The sequence below is a fragment of the Parvibaculum sp. genome, assembly GCF_019635935.1.
Taxonomy (GTDB): Bacteria; Pseudomonadota; Alphaproteobacteria; order Parvibaculales; family Parvibaculaceae; genus Parvibaculum.
Map to the genome: position 1 here is coordinate 2,977,876 of NZ_JAHBYN010000001.1, position 16,451 is coordinate 2,994,326.

General features: G+C 65.0%; 17 protein-coding genes. 6 read left to right on the top strand and 11 right to left on the bottom strand.

The window, feature by feature from the left end:
• Positions 1–95: 95 nt before the first annotated feature.
• Together KF719_RS14650 and KF719_RS14655 are read right to left on the bottom strand one after the other, a co-directional pair.
• A complete protein-coding gene (locus KF719_RS14650; protein WP_293509525.1) occupies positions 96–1,103 on the bottom strand; it encodes a nitronate monooxygenase family protein in 1,008 nt (335 codons plus the stop codon).
• Between the two features lie 93 nt (positions 1,104–1,196).
• The gene (locus KF719_RS14655) at positions 1,197–2,108 is read right to left on the bottom strand and encodes a LysR family transcriptional regulator (protein ID WP_293509527.1); all 912 of its coding nucleotides are present in this window, start codon (positions 2,106–2,108) and stop codon (positions 1,197–1,199) included.
• Between the two features lie 227 nt (positions 2,109–2,335).
• On the opposite strand from KF719_RS14655, the gene KF719_RS14660 reads away from it, so the two are divergent.
• Complete coding sequence (locus KF719_RS14660; protein WP_293509529.1) at positions 2,336–3,334, top strand: nitronate monooxygenase family protein; 999 nt, start codon at positions 2,336–2,338, stop codon at positions 3,332–3,334.
• 47 nt (positions 3,335–3,381) lie between these two features.
• Here the strand turns inward: KF719_RS14660 and KF719_RS14665 are convergent, their stop codons facing one another.
• Positions 3,382–4,083, bottom strand: coding sequence for a Crp/Fnr family transcriptional regulator (locus tag KF719_RS14665; RefSeq protein ID WP_293509531.1), 702 nt, complete (start codon positions 4,081–4,083; stop codon positions 3,382–3,384).
• 89 nt (positions 4,084–4,172) lie between these two features.
• Between KF719_RS14665 and KF719_RS14670 the strand changes: the two genes are divergently transcribed.
• Together KF719_RS14670 and KF719_RS14675 are read left to right on the top strand one after the other, a co-directional pair.
• Positions 4,173–5,012 (top strand): TauD/TfdA family dioxygenase, encoded by an 840-nt coding sequence (locus KF719_RS14670; protein ID WP_293509533.1) that lies wholly within the window; start codon positions 4,173–4,175, stop codon positions 5,010–5,012.
• Positions 5,013–5,084: 72 nt separating this feature from the next.
• On the top strand, positions 5,085–5,954 hold the full coding sequence (locus KF719_RS14675; protein WP_293509535.1) for a TauD/TfdA family dioxygenase: 870 nt from the start codon (positions 5,085–5,087) through the stop codon (positions 5,952–5,954).
• Between the two features lie 302 nt (positions 5,955–6,256).
• Here the strand turns inward: KF719_RS14675 and KF719_RS14680 are convergent, their stop codons facing one another.
• The 3 genes from KF719_RS14680 to KF719_RS14690 are packed head-to-tail and all read right to left on the bottom strand — an operon-like array spanning position 6,257 to position 8,750.
• Positions 6,257–7,162, bottom strand: a complete 906-nt coding sequence (locus tag KF719_RS14680) for a DMT family transporter (protein WP_293509537.1) — start codon at positions 7,160–7,162, stop codon at positions 6,257–6,259.
• Between the two features lie 18 nt (positions 7,163–7,180).
• The gene (locus tag KF719_RS14685) at positions 7,181–8,422 is read right to left on the bottom strand and encodes a serine hydrolase domain-containing protein (protein ID WP_293509539.1); all 1,242 of its coding nucleotides are present in this window, start codon (positions 8,420–8,422) and stop codon (positions 7,181–7,183) included.
• Positions 8,423–8,459: 37 nt separating this feature from the next.
• Positions 8,460–8,750 (bottom strand): hypothetical protein, encoded by a 291-nt coding sequence (locus tag KF719_RS14690; RefSeq protein ID WP_293509541.1) that lies wholly within the window; start codon positions 8,748–8,750, stop codon positions 8,460–8,462.
• Positions 8,751–8,889: 139 nt separating this feature from the next.
• On the opposite strand from KF719_RS14690, the gene KF719_RS14695 reads away from it, so the two are divergent.
• A complete protein-coding gene (locus tag KF719_RS14695) occupies positions 8,890–9,291 on the top strand; it encodes a hypothetical protein (protein ID WP_293509543.1) in 402 nt (133 codons plus the stop codon).
• On the opposite strand, the gene KF719_RS14700 is transcribed toward KF719_RS14695, so the two are convergent.
• A complete protein-coding gene (locus KF719_RS14700) occupies positions 9,278–10,339 on the bottom strand; it encodes a serine hydrolase (protein WP_293509545.1) in 1,062 nt (353 codons plus the stop codon). The two genes, KF719_RS14695 and KF719_RS14700, sit on opposite strands and share 14 nt — an antisense overlap.
• 72 nt (positions 10,340–10,411) lie before the next feature.
• Here KF719_RS14700 and KF719_RS14705 point away from each other — a divergent pair, with 72 nt between their 5' ends.
• Positions 10,412–12,385, top strand: coding sequence for a cellulase family glycosylhydrolase (locus KF719_RS14705; protein WP_293509548.1), 1,974 nt, complete (start codon positions 10,412–10,414; stop codon positions 12,383–12,385).
• Here KF719_RS14705 and KF719_RS14710 read toward each other — a convergent pair.
• From KF719_RS14710 to modA, 4 genes are read right to left on the bottom strand one after another with little or no spacing between them, the layout of a single operon-like run.
• On the bottom strand, positions 12,372–13,145 hold the full coding sequence (locus KF719_RS14710; RefSeq protein ID WP_293509550.1) for a DNA-binding transcriptional regulator: 774 nt from the start codon (positions 13,143–13,145) through the stop codon (positions 12,372–12,374). The two genes, KF719_RS14705 and KF719_RS14710, sit on opposite strands and share 14 nt — an antisense overlap.
• Before the next feature lie 52 nt (positions 13,146–13,197).
• Positions 13,198–13,926 (bottom strand): ABC transporter ATP-binding protein, encoded by a 729-nt coding sequence (locus KF719_RS14715; RefSeq protein WP_293509552.1) that lies wholly within the window; start codon positions 13,924–13,926, stop codon positions 13,198–13,200.
• Positions 13,919–14,587: a molybdate ABC transporter permease subunit gene (gene modB, locus KF719_RS14720; protein ID WP_293509554.1), complete on the bottom strand. Its 669-nt coding sequence runs from the start codon at positions 14,585–14,587 to the stop codon at positions 13,919–13,921. Before modB ends, KF719_RS14715 begins: the two co-directional genes overlap by 8 nt.
• Positions 14,588–14,594: 7 nt before the next feature.
• Positions 14,595–15,380, bottom strand: a complete 786-nt coding sequence (modA, locus tag KF719_RS14725; RefSeq protein ID WP_293509555.1) for a molybdate ABC transporter substrate-binding protein — start codon at positions 15,378–15,380, stop codon at positions 14,595–14,597.
• A 197-nt stretch (positions 15,381–15,577) separates the two neighbouring features.
• Between modA and KF719_RS14730 the strand changes: the two genes are divergently transcribed.
• Complete coding sequence (locus KF719_RS14730) at positions 15,578–16,435, top strand: TauD/TfdA family dioxygenase (protein WP_293509557.1); 858 nt, start codon at positions 15,578–15,580, stop codon at positions 16,433–16,435.
• The last annotated feature ends 16 nt before the right edge of the window (positions 16,436–16,451 follow it).

Here is a 16,451-nt window from a genome sequence, read left to right on the forward strand (position 1 = left end):
TCCTGCACGAAACGGCCACGCTCTATGTCCTCTGAACGAAAACGGCGGCGGGATTTCTCCCGCCGCCGTCGCGTTGAGTCGTTGTGTTGCAGCGATTATTCGGCCGCGGCCTTCGAGGCGGCGAGCGCTTCCGCCGGCATCCGCTCGGCGAATTCGCGGCAGGCTTGCACATATTCGCGCTTCAGCCGGTCGACGAGTTCGGCGACAGGCGGTGCATCGACGATCTGGCCGATGCCCTGGCCCGAACCCCAGATGTCCTTCCACGCCTTCTGCTTCATGTTGCCGCCCGAGCCGAAATTCATTTTCGACTTGTCGGCTTCCGGCAGGTTGTGCGGGTCGAGGCCGGCGGCGGCAACCGACGGCGCCAGATAGTTGCCGTGTACGCCCGTGAAGAGATTGGTGTAGACGATGTCGTCGGCGGCGTATTTGACCAGATGTTCCTTGTACGACGGATCGGCGTTGGCTTCTTCCGTGGCGACGAAGCGCGTGCCGAGATAGGCAAGGTCGGCGCCCATCGCCAGCGCGCCGGCGATGCCCCAGCCATCCGACAATGCGCCCGACAGAATGACCGTGCCCTTGAACCACTGCTTCACCTCGCGCACCAGCGCGAAAGGCGACAGCGTACCGGCATGGCCGCCCGCGCCGGCGCAAACGAGGATCAGCCCGTCGACGCCCTGCTCGGCGGCCTTCTTGGCGTGCTTCACGTTGATGACGTCGTGGAAAACCTTGCCGCCATAGCTATGCGCCGCGGTGATCACTTCTGCCGGCGGACGGAGCGACGTGATGATGATCGGCACCTCGAGCTTGGTGCAGATGTCGATGTCGTGCGACAGACGGTCGTTCGACGCATGGCAGATCTGGTTGACCGCGAAGGGTGCGACCTTCTTTTCGGGGTGCTTGGCCTTGTATTCGCCAAGCTCGCCCTTGATCCGTGTGATCCATTCTTCCAGCACATGTGCCGGCCGCGCATTGAGCGCCGGGAACGAACCGACGATGCCCGCCTTGCATTGCGCAATCACCAGCTCCGGACCGGAGACGATGAAGAGCGGAGAGCCGATAACGGGTATCTCCAGACTGTTTTTCAGAATGTCGGGTAGCGCCATGTCGGGTTCCTCCGGAAATTCACTGTGCGCAGTATGGACCGGATTACGCTGTTATGTCTGTTCAGCGCTGAATGCCGGGATGTTCGGATACGATCAGGCGATGTCGCGCCCGGCCAGCCGGTCGCGGTCGATCTTGGCTTTTTCGCCGATGAAGTCGATGACGGCCCTGACAGGCGCCGTGTCGCGCAGGTCCGGATGCGCCAGCAGCCACATCTCGGTGCCGTTGGCGAGTTTCTGCGGCGCGATCCGCACAAGGTCGGCGTAATGGTCGCCCGTCAGGCAGACCAGCGTCGAAATGCCGATGCCGGCGCGCACCGCCTGCACGAGATCGGCGTCGGAGAAGCAGCGCAGCGCCACGCGCGCGCCCTGCGTCACATGGGCGAGCCAGTCGGCAAGCTCGACCTCCGCCGCGCGCCCGCCGAAGCCGACGATCCGGTGATCCTTCCATTCCTCGCGCTTGGCCGGCAGGCCGAAGCGCTCGGCATAGCTGCGCGACGCGTAGAAACCGACGCCGATGCGGCCGATCTTGCGCCCGACGACGTTTTCGCGCCCCGGCCCGTAGGGACGGATGACGACGTCGGCGTCGCGCCGCTTCACCGAAACCTGCGTCACTTCGTTGGCGATTTCGATTTCGATGCCGGGATGGCGCGCCGCGAATTCGTCGAGATAGGGCATGAACCAGTAGGAGGCGAGGCTGTGCGGAATGGCGACACGCACCAGCCCCTGCGCCTGGCCGTCGGCGCCAGTCGCCGCGTGAAGCGCCCGCTCGGCGGCCAGCGACATCGGCTCGACTTCGGCGCGCAGCCGCTCGCCGGCGCCGGTCAGCGCATAGCCGGTCGGCTCGCGCACAAAGAGCTTGGTGCCGAGATTTTTCTCAAGCGTCGCAATGTGCCGCCCGACCGTTGCATGGCTGAGCTTCAGCCGCCGTCCGGCGCCCGAAAGGCTCTGCGTGTCGACCACCGCCAGAAAAATCCGGTAGGCGTCCCAATTGGCTTCGTTGTTCATGCCTGAACAATCCGTTGTCCGATCCTGACGCGGCAGACTGCGCCGGTTTCAAGTTCATTTCAAGAACTTGGGCCCCGCGCCCCGCGACGCTTGGCCGACGTTGCGGCAATCGCCGGTGGCGGATTCCACATGTGCAAAGGCCTCGTTCCTTCTGCTAGAACAGCCACATAAGAGAATTGAAGCGGCCCGGCCCGGTGGCGCGGGGCCCGTTCAGGGGAGACAGCGAAGTGCTCAAAACCAGATTCACGGAAATGTTCGGGGTCGATCACCCGATCGTGCAGGGCGGCATGCAATGGGTCGGCCGCGCCGAACTTGTGGCGGCCGTCGCCAATGCCGGCGCGCTCGGCTTCATCACCGCGCTGACCCAGCCGACGCCGGACGATCTCCGCAAGGAAATCGAGAAGTGCAAGGGCCTGACCGACCGTCCCTTCGGCGTCAACCTCACCATCCTCCCGGCGCTGAAGCCGCCGCCCTATGCCGAGTACCGTCAGGCGATCATCGACTCCGGCGTCAAGATCGTCGAAACCGCCGGCTACAAGCCGCAGGAGCATGTCGATCACTTCAAGGCGCATGGCATCAAGGTCATTCACAAATGCACCGCCGTCCGCCATGCGCTTTCGGCCGAGCGCATGGGCGTCGATGCGATCTCGATCGACGGCTTTGAATGCGCGGGCCATCCGGGCGAGGACGACATTCCGGGCCTGATCCTCATTCCGGCCGCCGCCGACAAGGTGAAGATCCCGATGATCGCCTCGGGCGGCTTCGGCGATGCGCGCGGGCTCGTGGCGGCGCTGGCGCTCGGCGCCGAAGGCATCAACATGGGCACGCGCTTCATGTGCACGAAGGAAAGCGCCATTCACCAGAAGGTGAAGGAACAGATCGTCGCCAATGACGAACGCGCGACCGACCTGATCTTCCGCACCCTGCACAACACGGCCCGCGTGGCGAAAAACGCGGTCAGCCGCGAGGTTGTCGAGATCGAGAAAAAGGGCGGCGCCAAGATCGAGGACATCGCGCATCTCGTCGCCGGCGCGCGCGGCCGCGTCGTCTACGAAGCGGGCGATCCCGACCACGGCATCTGGTCGGCCGGCATGGTGCAGGGCCTGATCCACGACATCCCGTCCTGCCAGGAACTCGTCACCCGCATCGTCTCGGAAGCCGAGGCGATCATCGCCGGGCGGTTGAACCGCATGGCCGGCATCGCCACGGCGCGCGCGGCGGAGTAGGCGTCACGCATGTTCGAAAGGGCCCGCGCTGAACGGCGCGGGCTTTTTCATGCCGCGCCTTCCCGCGCGACCCGCTGCAAGCCTTCCGGGTCGAGCACCGAAATATTGCGATAGCCGGTTCGCACAAATCCGCGTTTCGCGAAATCCCGCAGCACGAGATTGACGGTCTTGCGCGAAAAGCCGGTCAGTTCCGCAAGCTCGTCCTGGCGGATCGGCAGTGTCGCCGGCCCGCCGCCGCCCCAGGGGAAGGAATAGAGGTAAAGCCGGCTGGCAATTTGTGCCGGCGGCGAGAGCCGCATGCGCTCGGCATAGGCGCGCGCCGCCCAGACGAGTTGCTCGGTCGCAAGTTCGGCGAAATGCAGCCAGAGCTCCGGCATGTCGCGCACGATGGCCGCCAGCGCGTGTTGCGGAATGAAGATGGTCTCGGCGCGCTCCCGTGCAATCGCCGTCGTCACACGCTTGCCGCCCAGCACCTGCGCCGCATAGCCGAACACCGTGCCCGGCCCCGAAATGCTGATCGGCACGGCCTCGCCATTGTCGAGCACCACATGGGTCGTCACCGAGCCCGAGAGAACGCCGTAGAGACCATGCGCCTCGTCGCCGGTGTCGTAGATCCAGCGGCCGGCCTCCACCGTCGTCACTTGCGCATGTGCCACCAGCGCCTCGCGCAGCCGCGCCGGGCAGCGCGAAAACCAGCCATTGCGGCTGAAAGTCCGGGCGATCCTTGTCCTGTCGGGGGAGGGGGGCATGATTTTTCCAGAAATGTCACCAGAGTAACAATCTAGCGCGCGCCGCCGCCTATCCTCAAGGGCAAGAAAACCCATCGGGAGGAAAGATCATGGGTCTTGCAACGGCAACCGTCAGGAAGCTCACGCCCGGCTGCGGCGCGGAAGTGCTGGGCGTCGACCTCGCCAATCCCTCGAACAGCGACATGGAGACGATCCGCGACGCCTATCGCGACTATGGCGTGATCTTCTTCCGCGACCAGAAGCTGACGCCGGAAGACCACATCGCCTTCGCGCGGCGCTGGGGCGACATCGACATCAACAAGTTCTTCCCCGCCAACGGCAAATATCCCGAGATCGCCGAGGTGCGGAAGGAGAAGGACCAGTTCGTCAATGTCGGCGGCGGCTGGCACACCGATCATTCCTACGACATCGAGCCGGCGATGGGTTCGATCCTCGTCGCGCGCGAACTTCCCGATGCCGGCGGCGACACGCTCTTCGCCGATATGTACAAGGCCTATGAGGCGCTTTCGCCGGGGCTCAGGAAGACGCTCGATGGCCTGAAAGCCGTTCACTCCAATGCACATGTCTTCGGCGCCGCCGGCGCCTACAAGTCGAGCGACCAGGCCTCGGGCTTCAAGGGCGAAAGCCTTGTCGGCGAAGCCGTGCATCCCGTCGTCATCACGCATCCGCTGAGCGGCCGCAAGGCGCTCTATGTGAACCCTGCCTTCACGACGCATTTCGAAGGCTGGAACGCCTTCGACAGCAAGCCGCTGCTCGACTATCTCTACACCCATGCCTCGCGGCCCGAATTCTCCTGCCGTTTCGAATGGAAGGAAGGCTCGGTCGCCTTCTGGGACAACCGCGCCACCTGGCATTTCGCGATCAACGACTATCACGGGCACAAGCGCTTGATGCACCGCATCACGATCGCCGGCGGGCCCCTCCAGTAAGCGGTTTTGCCCGCGCCCCCGCCTGTGGCAATCTCTCCCGAAGCCCCATTAAAGGGGCAAGGGAGGGAACCCATGTCGCAAGCCGCCGCCAGAACGCGCCGCATCGAGGTCACGCCGAACGCCAACGGTTTCGGCGCGGCAATCTCGGGCCTCGATCTTTCGAAGCCGCTGCCCCCGGATGTGCTGGCCGAGGTCAAGCAGGCCTGGGCCGATCATGCGGTCGTCTGGTTTCCCGACCAGCCCCTCAGCCACGACGAGCTCGAAGCCTTCACGCTGCAGATCGGCCCCTTCGGCCACGATCCTTTCATCAAGCCGATGGAAGGCCGCCCGCATATTCTGGAACTGCGCCGCGAGCCGGACGAGAAGGCGCGCAATTTCGGCGCTGGCTGGCATTCCGACTGGAGCTTTCAGGAACAGCCGCCTGCCGCCACCCTCCTGCATTCGAAGGTGACCCCGCCCGTCGGCGGCGACACGCTTTATGCCGACTGCACGCGGGCATACGACGCGCTTTCCGCCACGATGAAGCGAATGCTCGACGGCCTCGTCGCGATCCACACCGCTGCGTTGCCCTATGGCACCAAGGGCATTTTTGCGCAGGAGAAAGAAGAGCGGACGATGAAGATCATCGTCAGCAAGGAGGCCGAAAAAACCTGCCCGCATCCACTGGTGCGCACGCATCCCGTGACGGGACGCAAGGCACTTTATGTCAGTCCCGTTTACACATCGCATATTGAGGGTATGTCGCCCGACGAGTCCGCGGCGCTGCTCGGTTTTCTTTACACACACATGACGAAGGACGAGTTCGTCTATCGTCATCGCTGGCAGCCCAACATGCTGACCATGTGGGACAATCGCTGCACGCTGCATTTCGCCGATGGCGGGTATGACGGCCATTTGCGTGTGATGCATCGTACGACCGTCGGCGGCGACACGCCGGTTTAACGACAGGCATTACACTTCACGGCGGAACCGGATTCTGTCCCGCTGCGGCACAGAAAACAGAATCGTGCGTCTACGGACGGAATCTCTTTGATTCCGCCGCGTGGAGGATTAGTCTCATCAACAATCGAAGAACGGTGTTTCGCTTGGCGCGCACCCGAGGCGCGTCAGGGCGGCAGTATCGGGATGCGATTGTTTGCCGGCGACCCCTTGCCCCCCCGACGCCGCGGCAGCAGTCTTCCCCGAAATCGCCGCCAACCCCGGGTCCGGTGTCAGCCACCGGATCCGGGGTTTTCTTTTTGGGCCTAGCGCGCGAAGAGCAGCAGCAGAATGCCGCCCGCGACCAGCGCGATGCCGATGAATTCGAGCCGGTTGGTTCTCTCGCCGAAAATGAAATGCGAGGAGATGAAGGTGAAGACCAGTTCGATCTGGCCGAGCGCCCGCACATAGGCCGCGTTCTGGATAGTCATGGCGGTGAACCAGCCCATCGAGGCCAGCGCGCCGGCAAGCCCGACGACCGAACTCACCTTCCATGTCGCAAGCGCCGCGCGCAGATCGGCGGGGCCCCGCCACAAAAGCCACAGCGTCATCGCCACCGTCTGGATCGCCAGCACGACGACCAGCGTGTAGGCGGCGGCGGTGAGGAAGTCCGGCCGCTCCAGCGACAACGAGGCGCCGCGATAGCAGACGGCGGCGACGCCGTAGCAGGCGCCGGAGCCGATCCCCATCAAGGTCGGCTTGTCGCCGAGCGAGCGGAAGAAAGCGGCGAGCGTCAGCTTCGCCTGCGCCATCGAAATGACGACGACGCCGGCAAGGCTGACCAGAATGGCGAGGAACGCGCCGAAACTGAGGAGGTCGCCCAGCACGATCGCGCCGAACAGCGCCGTCTGGATCGTCTCGGTCTTGGAGTAGGTATTGCCGACTGCGAAGTTGCGCCAGGCGAAGATCGCCACCAGCAGCACCGTGCCCCAGATCTGCGCGAGCCCGCCCAGCGCCGCATAGGCGAGGAACGCCGCGTTGGGTTCCGGCAGCGTCGCGCCGGTGAAGAAAACAAGCCCCGCGAGATAAAGCGCCGCCACCGGCAGGCCATAGGCGAAGCGCACATAGGTGGCGCCCATCGCCGACATCTCGCCGGTGAGTTTCTTTTGCAGCGTCGACCGCAGGTTCTGCAGGAACGCCGCGGCAATCGTGATCGGTATCCAGAGCGGCATGATAGGCCGGGTGCCGCCTTAATCGGTAATCGCCCCGTAGACGAGCTGTTGCAGTTGCGGACGCAAGGGGTAGGTGGAGGAGGGGTAAAGCTGCGTCATGAAAATGGCGACCATTTCTTCTTCCGGGTCGATCCAGAAGTAGGTCGAGGCCGCGCCGCCCCAGGAAAAGTTTCCGGCAGAGCCTATCGTTGGCGATTCCGCCGGATCGAGCGTCACCTGAAAGCCGAGGCCGAAGCCCGCGCCGGCCGGTGCGAGCTCGCTGAAAGCCGAGTTCGATATTTCGTTCATCCGCTTGCCGCCGGGCAGGTGGTTCAGCGTCATGAACTCGATGGTCTTGGGCGAGCAGAGCCGCACGCCGTCGATCTCGCCGCCATTGAGCAGCATCTGGCAGAAGCGCCAGTAGTCGGTCATGGTCGAGACGAGGCCGCCGCCGCCGGAAAGGAACTTCGGCGGTTTTGCATAGGTGCTGGTTTCGTCGCCGACATCCATGATACCGGTCTTGCCGCTTTTCGGGTCCTTGAAATAATTGGTCGCGAAGCGGTCGAGCTTGTCCTTCGGCACGAAGAAGCCCGTATCTTCCATGCCGAGCGGCGCGAAGATGCGGGAAGCCAGAAACTCGTCGAACGGCCGCCCCGACAGCACTTCCACCAGATAGCCGCAGACATCGGTCGATACCGAATAGCTCCATTGTTCGCCGGGCGAAAAGAGCAGCGGAATGTCGGCCAGCGCCGTCACCATTTCCTTCAGCGTCAGTTTCAGCGTATTGGCGCCGTCGATGCCGGCGTCGCGGTAGAGCTTGTCGACCGGATGGGCATACATGAAACCGTAGGTGAGGCCCGACGTGTGCGTCAGCAGATCGCGGATGGTCATTTCCCGCGCGCAGGGCTTCGTCTCGTATTTCTCGGCCGTGCCGCCGGCCCAGACTTTCAGCTTCTTGAATTCCGGGATGTAGCGCGACACCGGATGGTTGAGCTGAAAATGTCCTTCCTCGTAAAGCATCATCAGCGCGAGGCTGGTGATCGGCTTCGTCATCGAATAGATGCGGAAGATCGTGTCCTTCTCCATCGGCAATCCGCGCTCGCGGTCGCGATTGCCGCGCACCTCGAAATGCGCGATCTCGCCTCCCCGCGAAACCAGCGTCGAAAAGCCCGCCAGCTTGCCCCGATCGATATAGGAACTGAAATAATTGGGGATGTTGGCGAGCCGGTCGGCGTCGAGGCCGACATCCTCGGGTTTCGAAATGCGGGGCATGATGTTCATCGGACGTCTCCTCGTGGCGTTGTTTTCTTTGTTGTGTTCATTGAGTGCGCGGGCCGAGCGCGTGGAAAAGTTCCTCGGCGCTGCGCCCCTGCGCGGCGACCATGCCGGTTTCCTCGGCGCCGAGCGAAATCGCCTCCCAGCCCTCCGGGGTCTTGCGCAGCCGGAAGCTCGGGCGCATATGGCCGCAACGCGTCAGGTAGGGCGCCATCACGCCTTGACCGTTCTTGCGAAATTCGAGATCGAACGGCGAGCCGTCCGCGGCTGCCTTCAGGCGCCGCCGGTCATGCTCGGTAACGAGATCGCCGGGAAATCGGACGATGCTTCCCAATGCCTGTGACCCTTTGGTTACGGGTGGCCCCTTCGCCTGCCGGCGGGCAGTCTACACGACCGGCGGCGTCATTTGGTTCCAATATTTGACGGGGGATTGGCCCTGCCACGCGCCCCGCGCGCCTCCTAGGCTTCACGCCATGGAACAGACGGTTTTCCGCATCCTTGCCGCGCTTCTGGGCATCTTCGCATTGCTGAACGGCGGCCGCATGGTTGCCGATCCGATCGGCTGGTTCGCCTCGATCCCCGACCTGGCGCTCACTGGCGCCGCCAATGCGCACCTGATCCGCGATGTCGGCGCCGCTTACCTCGCGAGCGCGGCGGGTCTCGGCGCGGCGGCGTTCTGGCCGCGCCTCGCCGCACCCTTGCTGCTCGCGCCCGCCGTCTTCATGGGCGGCCATGCGTTGGCGCATCTTGCCGACATCGCGGCCGGCTGCGCGGCGGCGCCCGGCGGCACGACGACCGACTGGCTCGGCGTCATTCTCCCCGGCGTGCTCACGATCGGCTTCGGCGTCTGGGCCCTGCGCTTCAGGCGCCCCTGAAGCAATCGACGACTTCGGCGATCCAGCGCTTCGGATTTTCTTTCTGCGCGAGCGGCGTCTTGCCGTTGCGCACCACCACCATGTCGAGCTCCGGCACGCAGACTGTGTATTGCCCTTCATAGCCATTGGCCGAGAAACTGCCCGCGCCGGCAATGCCGAGCCACCAATGTGCGCCATATGGGTTTTCGGCATCGGCCTGCTGCCATGTCGGCCGGCGCGCATAATCGGCCCAACCCTCCGGCAACAACCGCTTTCCCTCCCACACACCGTCGCGCAGATAAAGCAGGCCGAAACGCGCAAAGTCGCGGGGCGTGCAGAAACAAAAAGACGAACCGATGAAGGTGCCCGCCGCATCGAATTTCGGCTCCGGCGATCGCATGCCGAGCGGCTCGAAAAGGCGAGCCCGCATGAAGGCTTCGAAGTCGGCCCCATGCGCACCGGCGGCGCGCGCCAGACAGCGGCTGACGATGTTGGTCGTGCCGCTGGCATAGGACCAGTAACTGCCGGGCTCATGTTCCAGCGGAAACGAGGCGGCGAAATGCGCAACGTCGTCCTTGCCGGCGCCCCACAACATTTCGATGACGTCGGAAGGATGCTCCGGCACATAATCCTCGCGGAAAGAAAGCCCGCTCGACATCCGCAGCAGCAAATCGAGCGTGATCGCACCGCGCGGATCGCCCGCGCCCTGCCATTCCGGCACATCGGCCGCGGCGTGAATGTCGAGCTTGCCGTCGCCAACCAGAATGCCCGCCAGCGCATGGGTGATACTTTTCGCCTTCGACCAGGACGGGCAGGTGACGTCCGGCCCATGATCCGCCGCATATTGCTCGTGAACGAGCCTGCCGTTCTTGACGATGACGACACCGAAAGTCTCGCCGAGATCGTCGGGCGGTGTCGCGGCGAAGGCATGGTCCATCAGCCGCGCGAAACGGGCCTTGTCGATGTTTCCGGGCAGCTCCGCTGTCGGCCAGTCCCTTGTCGGCCAGGCGACGCCCGCGGGCTGCGCGGGCAGGGGTGGGAGTTGTTCGCGCGTCATGGTCTGGCTCATCGGCATCCCTCGTTTGTGTGTGCCGATGGTGCCCGCTATCCTCGCCCTCAACAAGAAGGTCGGGAGGAAAGAATGGCATTGCCGAGGCTCGGAATAGACGGTGAGTGGTTTCAGGGGACCGATGGCCGCAGGAGTCTCTTGCGCGGCGTCAATCTGGGCGGCGACTGCAAGATGCCCTACACCCCGAACGGCCACACCAACATCCCGACCGACTTTTCCGACCACCGCACGGTTTCCTTCGTCGGCCGGCCCTTTCCGCTGGCCGAGGCCGACGAACATTTCGGACGGCTGAAGGCCTGGGGCTTCAACTGCCTGCGCCTGCTGACGACATGGGAAGCGGTCGAACATGCGGGACCGGGCCGGTATGACGAGGAATATCTCGACTATTTCGCCGCGCTCTGCCGCAAGGCCGATGACTACGGCATGTATGTCTTTGTCGACTTCCATCAGGATGTCTGGAGCCGCATGACCGGCGGCGACGGCGCGCCAGGCTGGCTCTTCGACGCGGTCGGTCTCGACTTCACGAAGTTCCATGCGGCGGGCGCCGCGCATGTGATGCAATACAAATACGATTTCGCGCGCGGCGGGCGTCAGGAAGAAAACTACCCGACCATGACCTGGTCGCAGAACTACAAATATCCGGCCAACGCGATCATGTGGACGCTGTTCTTCGCCGGCGATGCCTTCTGCCCCGATTTTCTGATCGAGGGCCGTTCGGCACAGACCTATCTGCAGGAGCATTATCTCGGCGCGATGGAAGCGGTCGCGCATCGCGTCAAAGGTCTGTCCAATGTCATTGGCTTCGACTCGCTCAACGAGCCGGGCTCGGGTTATGTCGGCCTGCCGCTCAGCTATCGCCATCTCGGCCCGAGCGAGAAAAACCCCTTTCCGGCGCGGCCGGGTCTCGCCTGGTCGCCGCTCGACGGTTTCGCGGCGGCGCGCGGCCTTGCCCGCGAGATTCCCGAAATGGGGATCGATTGGGATGCGCGCGCCGTGGTGAAGAAGCGCGACGTGCTGGTCAACGCCGACGGCGTCACGATCTGGCGCGAGGGGCGGCAATGTCCCTTCGAGCGCGCCGGCGTCTACCGGCTCGACGGCGGCGAGATCGTCCCGCTGGACGAGGACTTCTTCGTTCGCCGCCGCAACGGCGACCGCTACGACATGGAACACGACTTCATGGGGCCGTTCTTCGCGCGGGTCGCGCAGCGCATGCGCGCGATCAACGACGAATGGCTGCTCTTCGCCGAGCTCGATCCGGGCGCCGGCCTCGGCCGCGGCTTCCCGCAGGAAACGCCGGTGCGCACCGTCAATGCGAGCCACTGGTACGACATCGTCACCCTCTCGACCAAGCGCTTCGACTTCCCGGTCAAGATCAATCCCTATACCGGCCGCACCATCGAAGGAGCCGACGCCATCGAAGCCTCCTACACGCGCCAGCTTGGCCGCCTGAAGGATGCCTCGCGGACGCTCAATCTCGGCACCGGCGCGCCGACGCTGCTCGGCGAATTCGGCATCCCCTTCGATATCGACGACGCGGCCGCCTACAAGGCGTGGAACGCCGGCGACCGCACCGACGGCCCGTGGGAGAAGCACATCATCGCGCTTGATCTGATGTACAACGCACTCGACCAGCTGCTGATGCATTCGACGCATTGGAACTACACGGCCTCGAACCGCAACGACCAGGCGGTCGGCGACGGCTGGAACCAGGAAGACCTCTCGATCTACAGCATCGACCAGCGCATCGATCCCTCCGACATCAACAGCGGCGGCCGGGCGTTGAAGGGCTTCGTGCGCCCCTATGCGCGCACGATTGCCGGCCGTCCGCTGAAAATGAAGTTCAAGCGCGAAACCGGCGCCTTCCGTTTCGTCTACGAGGCGGAAGGAGAGGGCGAGACCGAAATCTTCGTGCCGAACCTTCAATACCCGAACGGCTACGAGGTCGAGGTCGAAGGCGGCACGGCGACGCGCGACGACGAAAACCAGAGTCTCAAGGTCCATGCCGTCGGCTCGCAGAAAGTCGCGGTCATCGTCACGCGGAAATGAGACCCGCCGCAATCGCCGCCGCTGCCGCACGCATCGGCGCGAGGTAGCGGCGCGCGGCTTCCGCCTCGTTCATGGTCGAGCCGATATAGCGCATGGTGATGGCCGCGGCCACGCGCTCTCCTTCCATGATCGGAACCGCAAGCCCCATTGCCGGGTCGCCGCGCAGGGGCGCGGTCGTCGCATAGCCCGCCTTGCGAATGGCCGCGATTGTATTTCGGACATAGGTCTTGTCGCGCGCCGGTGCGTTGCCGGGTGCTTTCGTCTCACGCAGCAGGGCGAGGATCAATTCGCGTTCATCGTCCGGACAGAAGGCGAGATAGACGCGGCCGAGGGCTGAAATCAGCATCGGCAACCGGCGATTGAGAAAATCGGGATCGGTGCTGAACGGGCTTTCATGGCGTGTCGAAAGCCGCACCAGCATGGCGTCCCGGTCGAATGTCGCCAGCGCCACCGGCCACCGGTGTTCGGCGGTCAGCGCCGTGAGAAAAGGCCGCGCGGCCTCCACCACGCGGTCGGCGTGGCGAAAGCCGCTCGACAGACGCAGCACCCGCTCGGTCAGTTCGTAGCCGCCGCGTCGCGGCAATCGCGCCACATGGCCGGCCGCAATCAGCGTATCGAGCAGCCGCACCAGCGTCGGCTTCGGCAAGCCGGTCGCGTCATGCAAGTCCGCAAGCGTCGACGACCCGGCGCCGTTGAGCGCCTCCAGGATTTGCAGACTGCGAATGACCGGCTGAACGCCGTCGGCGTCGGATTGCGGCATGAAACGCCTCCTGCCGCAGAGCCTAATTCCGTCTCACGGAATCGCCAAATGCTCAGGCATCGTCCGCTGCGAGGTCGAGCAATTCGGCAATCTCGGCGCTGGCAGGCCGCGCCATCACGTCGCTGACGGTCCCCGATTGCAGGATGCGGCCCTTGTGCATCACGCAGATGCGGTCGGCGAGCCGCGTCACATCGTCGAGATCGTGTGTCACCAGCACCACGGGCATCGGCAGGTCGCGGCGCAACTCGGCAAGCTCGCGCCTCAGCTTGCGCCGCGTCACCCGGTCGACGGCGGAGAAGGGTTCGTCGAGCAGCAGCACGTCGGGCCGCCGCGCCAGCGCGCGGGCCACGGCGACGCGCTGTTGTTCGCCGCCGGAAAGCTGCGCCGGGCGCCGGTCTTCGAGCCCGTCGAGATGCACCCGCGCCAGCAGCGCCGTCGCCGCCGCGCGCCGCGTCTCGCGCGGCGTGTCGTTGAGCGCCTCCATCACATTGGCAAGCGCCGTCAGATGCGGAAAGAGCGCATAGGACTGGAACACAAGCCCCGCCCGCCGTTGCCGCGCCGGCAGGTGAAGGCCGGCCGCGCCGTCGAACCATGTCGCGCCGTTGCAGGCGATCTGTCCGTCCGCCGCGCGGTAGAGCCCGGCAATGGCGCGCAGCGTCGTCGACTTGCCGCTGCCCGACGGGCCGACCAGCGCCATCGCTTCGCCGGGCGCGACCGAGAAGGCGACATCGAGCGGGATCGGCGTTTCCTGCCGCAGCCGGACAGTGAGCCCCTTATCCATAGCGCCGCCCGATGCGTTGCGTCAGCAGGTAGCTCGCGGCGATGGTGGCGAGCGAAACGAGCAGCAGCACCGCCGCCATCTGTCCGGCCGCCGCCTCGTCGAAGGCCTGCACCCGGTCGTAGATCGCAATGGCGATGGTGCGCGTCTCGCCGGGAATGCTGCCACCCACCATCAGCACCACGCCAAACTCGCCCAGCGTATGCGCGAAGGTGAGCACCGTGCCGGTCAGGATGCCGGGCCAGGCGAGCGGCAGCTCGATCCGCCAGAACGTCCGCCAGCGCGACAGCCCGCAGCTTGCCGCCGCCTCGCGCAGGTCCGGCCCCACCGCCTCGAAGGCGCGCTGGATCGGCTGCACGGCGAAGGGAATGTTGACGATCAGCGACGCGAGCAGCAGCCCCTCAAAGGTAAAGACCAGCGTCTGCCCGAACAGCCGCTCGAACATCTGCCCGAACCAGGCCCCCGAGCCGAAGGCGATCATCAGATAAAAGCCGACAACGGTTGGCGGCAGAACCAGCGGCAGCGCCAGCCCCGCCTCGACAAAGGCGCGCCCGCGCATCCGCGTCGCCGCCAGCCAGCGCCCGGTCAAAATGGCGGCGGGGATCAGCAGCAGCACCGTCAGCCCGCCGAGCCGGATCGTCAGCCAGAATGCTTCCCAGTCCATCAGCCGCTCACATCGTTTCGCCGGGCAGGACAAAGCCATAGCGCCGCATGATCGCGCGGGCCTCGTCTTCCTGCATGAAGGTGTGGAAGTGCCGCGCCGTTTCGCCCGCGCCCTTCAGCAGCGCCATGCGCTGGCGCAGCGGCTTGTGCATGGTTTCGGCAATGAGCGCATGATTGCCCCGCGCGCCCACTTCCGGCGCAAGCGCCAGCGACCACGCGACAATGCCGCCTTGCGCGTTGCCCGACAGCGCGAACTGCGCCGCCTGCGATACGTTCTCGCCATAGACAAGCTTGTCCTTGATCGCATCCCACAAACCGGCATGCCGCAGCGCTTCCTCGGCGCGCTGCCCGTAAGGCGCATGCTCGGGATTGGCGATGGCGAATTTTTTCAATCGTCCGTCTTCCAGCGCGGCGGCAAGATCGCCAAGCGTCCCGTCGGCCGCGAGCGGCGAACCATGCGGCGCAATCAGCACGATGCGCCCGACCGCGTAGAGCACGCCTTCGTCTTCCGTCAGTCCGGCGTCGGCGAGCCGCTGCACGAATTCCTCGTCCGCCGACAGAAACATCTCGAAGGGCGCACCCTGACCGATCTGGCGAAAGAAGTTCCCCGACGATCCGAAGGCGAGCCTGACCTCCCGGCCGGTCCTCGCCTTGAACGATGCCGCCACCTCCGTCAGCGCGAATTGCAGGTCGGAAGCGGCCGCAATCGACGGCGCGTCGCCGGCCCGCGCGGCGGACGGCAGCAGCATCGCGAGCGACAGCACGAAGAATCGCAGCACCGCGCCGGTTTTCATGGGTTGGATCTCCCTTGTGGCGCCGCGCGGGCCGGGCGGCTGGCTGCGTCTCAAGCTTTATCGCCCGGCCGCGCTTGCGGGGCAATCTGCCATTAATTCCGTCTGGCGGAACTTCACAATTGCGTGCTGGCCGCCGCCGCGCCGTCGCGCCTAGGCTCACGGCAAGCGTTCGGAGAAACCCGACCCCGGAGGAAGCCATGAGCCAGCCCGCCCTGAAGCCGCAAGCCGCGCCCTTCACCGTCATGCCGCTGACGCCGACCATCGGCGCCGAACTGCTCGACATCGACCTCGCAAAGCCGCTCGACGAAGCGGCGCTGGCCGCCATCCGCGCCGCGCTGCTCGAATGGAAGGTCGTTTTCTTCCGCGATCAGGACATCACCACCGAACAGCATCTGGCCTTCGCCCGCCGTTTCGGCGATCTCGAAGTGCATCCCTTCGCGCCCCACAAGAAGGACTATCCCGAAGTCCTCGCCATCACCCACGATAAGGACAGCAAGGGCCGCGAAAACGTCTGGCACAGCGATGTGACCTGGCGCGAATGTCCCTCGCTCGGCTCGGTGTTGCGCGCAGTGGAAGTGCCGGAGGTCGGCGGCGACACGCTCTTCTCCGACATGTACGCGGCCTATGACAATCTCCCCGACTGGGTGAAGGAAAAGATCGACGGCGCCGTCGCCGTCCACGACTTCGCGCATTTCCGTAAAGCGATGCGCGCGCGGGGGCGCAGCGAGGCCGAGATCGAGGAGATGAACCGCAAATATCCGATGGTCGAACATCCCGTGGTGCGTACGCATCCCGAAACCGGCCGCAAGGGCATCTATGTCAACGCCGCCTTCGCCCAGCACATCGTCGGCATGGAGAAGGCTGAGTCGGACGCGATGCTGGCCTTCCTCTACGCCCAGGCCGCGATCCCCGAATATCAGTGCCGTTTCCGCTGGCGGAAAAACTCGATCGCCTTCTGGGACAACCGCGCCTGCCAGCACTATGCGGTGTCGGACTACTGGCCGGCGGTCAGGCGCATGGAGCGCGTCACCATCATCGGCGACCGGCCGCGCTGAGCGCCGCCGCCAAACG

Bases quoted from the DNA above. Each gene is read 5' to 3' on its own strand.
- KF719_RS14650 (WP_293509525.1), bottom strand. From the start codon at position 1,103: ATGGCGCTACCCGACATTCTGAAAAACAGTCTGGAGATACCCGTTATC.
- KF719_RS14655 (WP_293509527.1), bottom strand. From the start codon at position 2,108: ATGAACAACGAAGCCAATTGGGACGCCTACCGGATTTTTCTGGCGGTG.
- KF719_RS14665 (WP_293509531.1), bottom strand. From the start codon at position 4,083: ATGCCCCCCTCCCCCGACAGGACAAGGATCGCCCGGACTTTCAGCCGC.
- KF719_RS14670 (WP_293509533.1), top strand. From the start codon at position 4,173: ATGGGTCTTGCAACGGCAACCGTCAGGAAGCTCACGCCCGGCTGCGGC.
- KF719_RS14675 (WP_293509535.1), top strand. From the start codon at position 5,085: ATGTCGCAAGCCGCCGCCAGAACGCGCCGCATCGAGGTCACGCCGAAC.
- KF719_RS14680 (WP_293509537.1), bottom strand. From the start codon at position 7,162: ATGCCGCTCTGGATACCGATCACGATTGCCGCGGCGTTCCTGCAGAAC.
- KF719_RS14685 (WP_293509539.1), bottom strand. From the start codon at position 8,422: ATGAACATCATGCCCCGCATTTCGAAACCCGAGGATGTCGGCCTCGAC.
- KF719_RS14695 (WP_293509543.1), top strand. From the start codon at position 8,890: ATGGAACAGACGGTTTTCCGCATCCTTGCCGCGCTTCTGGGCATCTTC.
- KF719_RS14700 (WP_293509545.1), bottom strand. From the start codon at position 10,339: ATGAGCCAGACCATGACGCGCGAACAACTCCCACCCCTGCCCGCGCAG.
- KF719_RS14705 (WP_293509548.1), top strand. From the start codon at position 10,412: ATGGCATTGCCGAGGCTCGGAATAGACGGTGAGTGGTTTCAGGGGACC.
- KF719_RS14710 (WP_293509550.1), bottom strand. From the start codon at position 13,145: ATGCCGCAATCCGACGCCGACGGCGTTCAGCCGGTCATTCGCAGTCTG.
- KF719_RS14715 (WP_293509552.1), bottom strand. From the start codon at position 13,926: ATGGATAAGGGGCTCACTGTCCGGCTGCGGCAGGAAACGCCGATCCCG.
- modB (WP_293509554.1), bottom strand. From the start codon at position 14,587: ATGGACTGGGAAGCATTCTGGCTGACGATCCGGCTCGGCGGGCTGACG.
- modA (WP_293509555.1), bottom strand. From the start codon at position 15,380: ATGAAAACCGGCGCGGTGCTGCGATTCTTCGTGCTGTCGCTCGCGATG.
- KF719_RS14730 (WP_293509557.1), top strand. From the start codon at position 15,578: ATGAGCCAGCCCGCCCTGAAGCCGCAAGCCGCGCCCTTCACCGTCATG.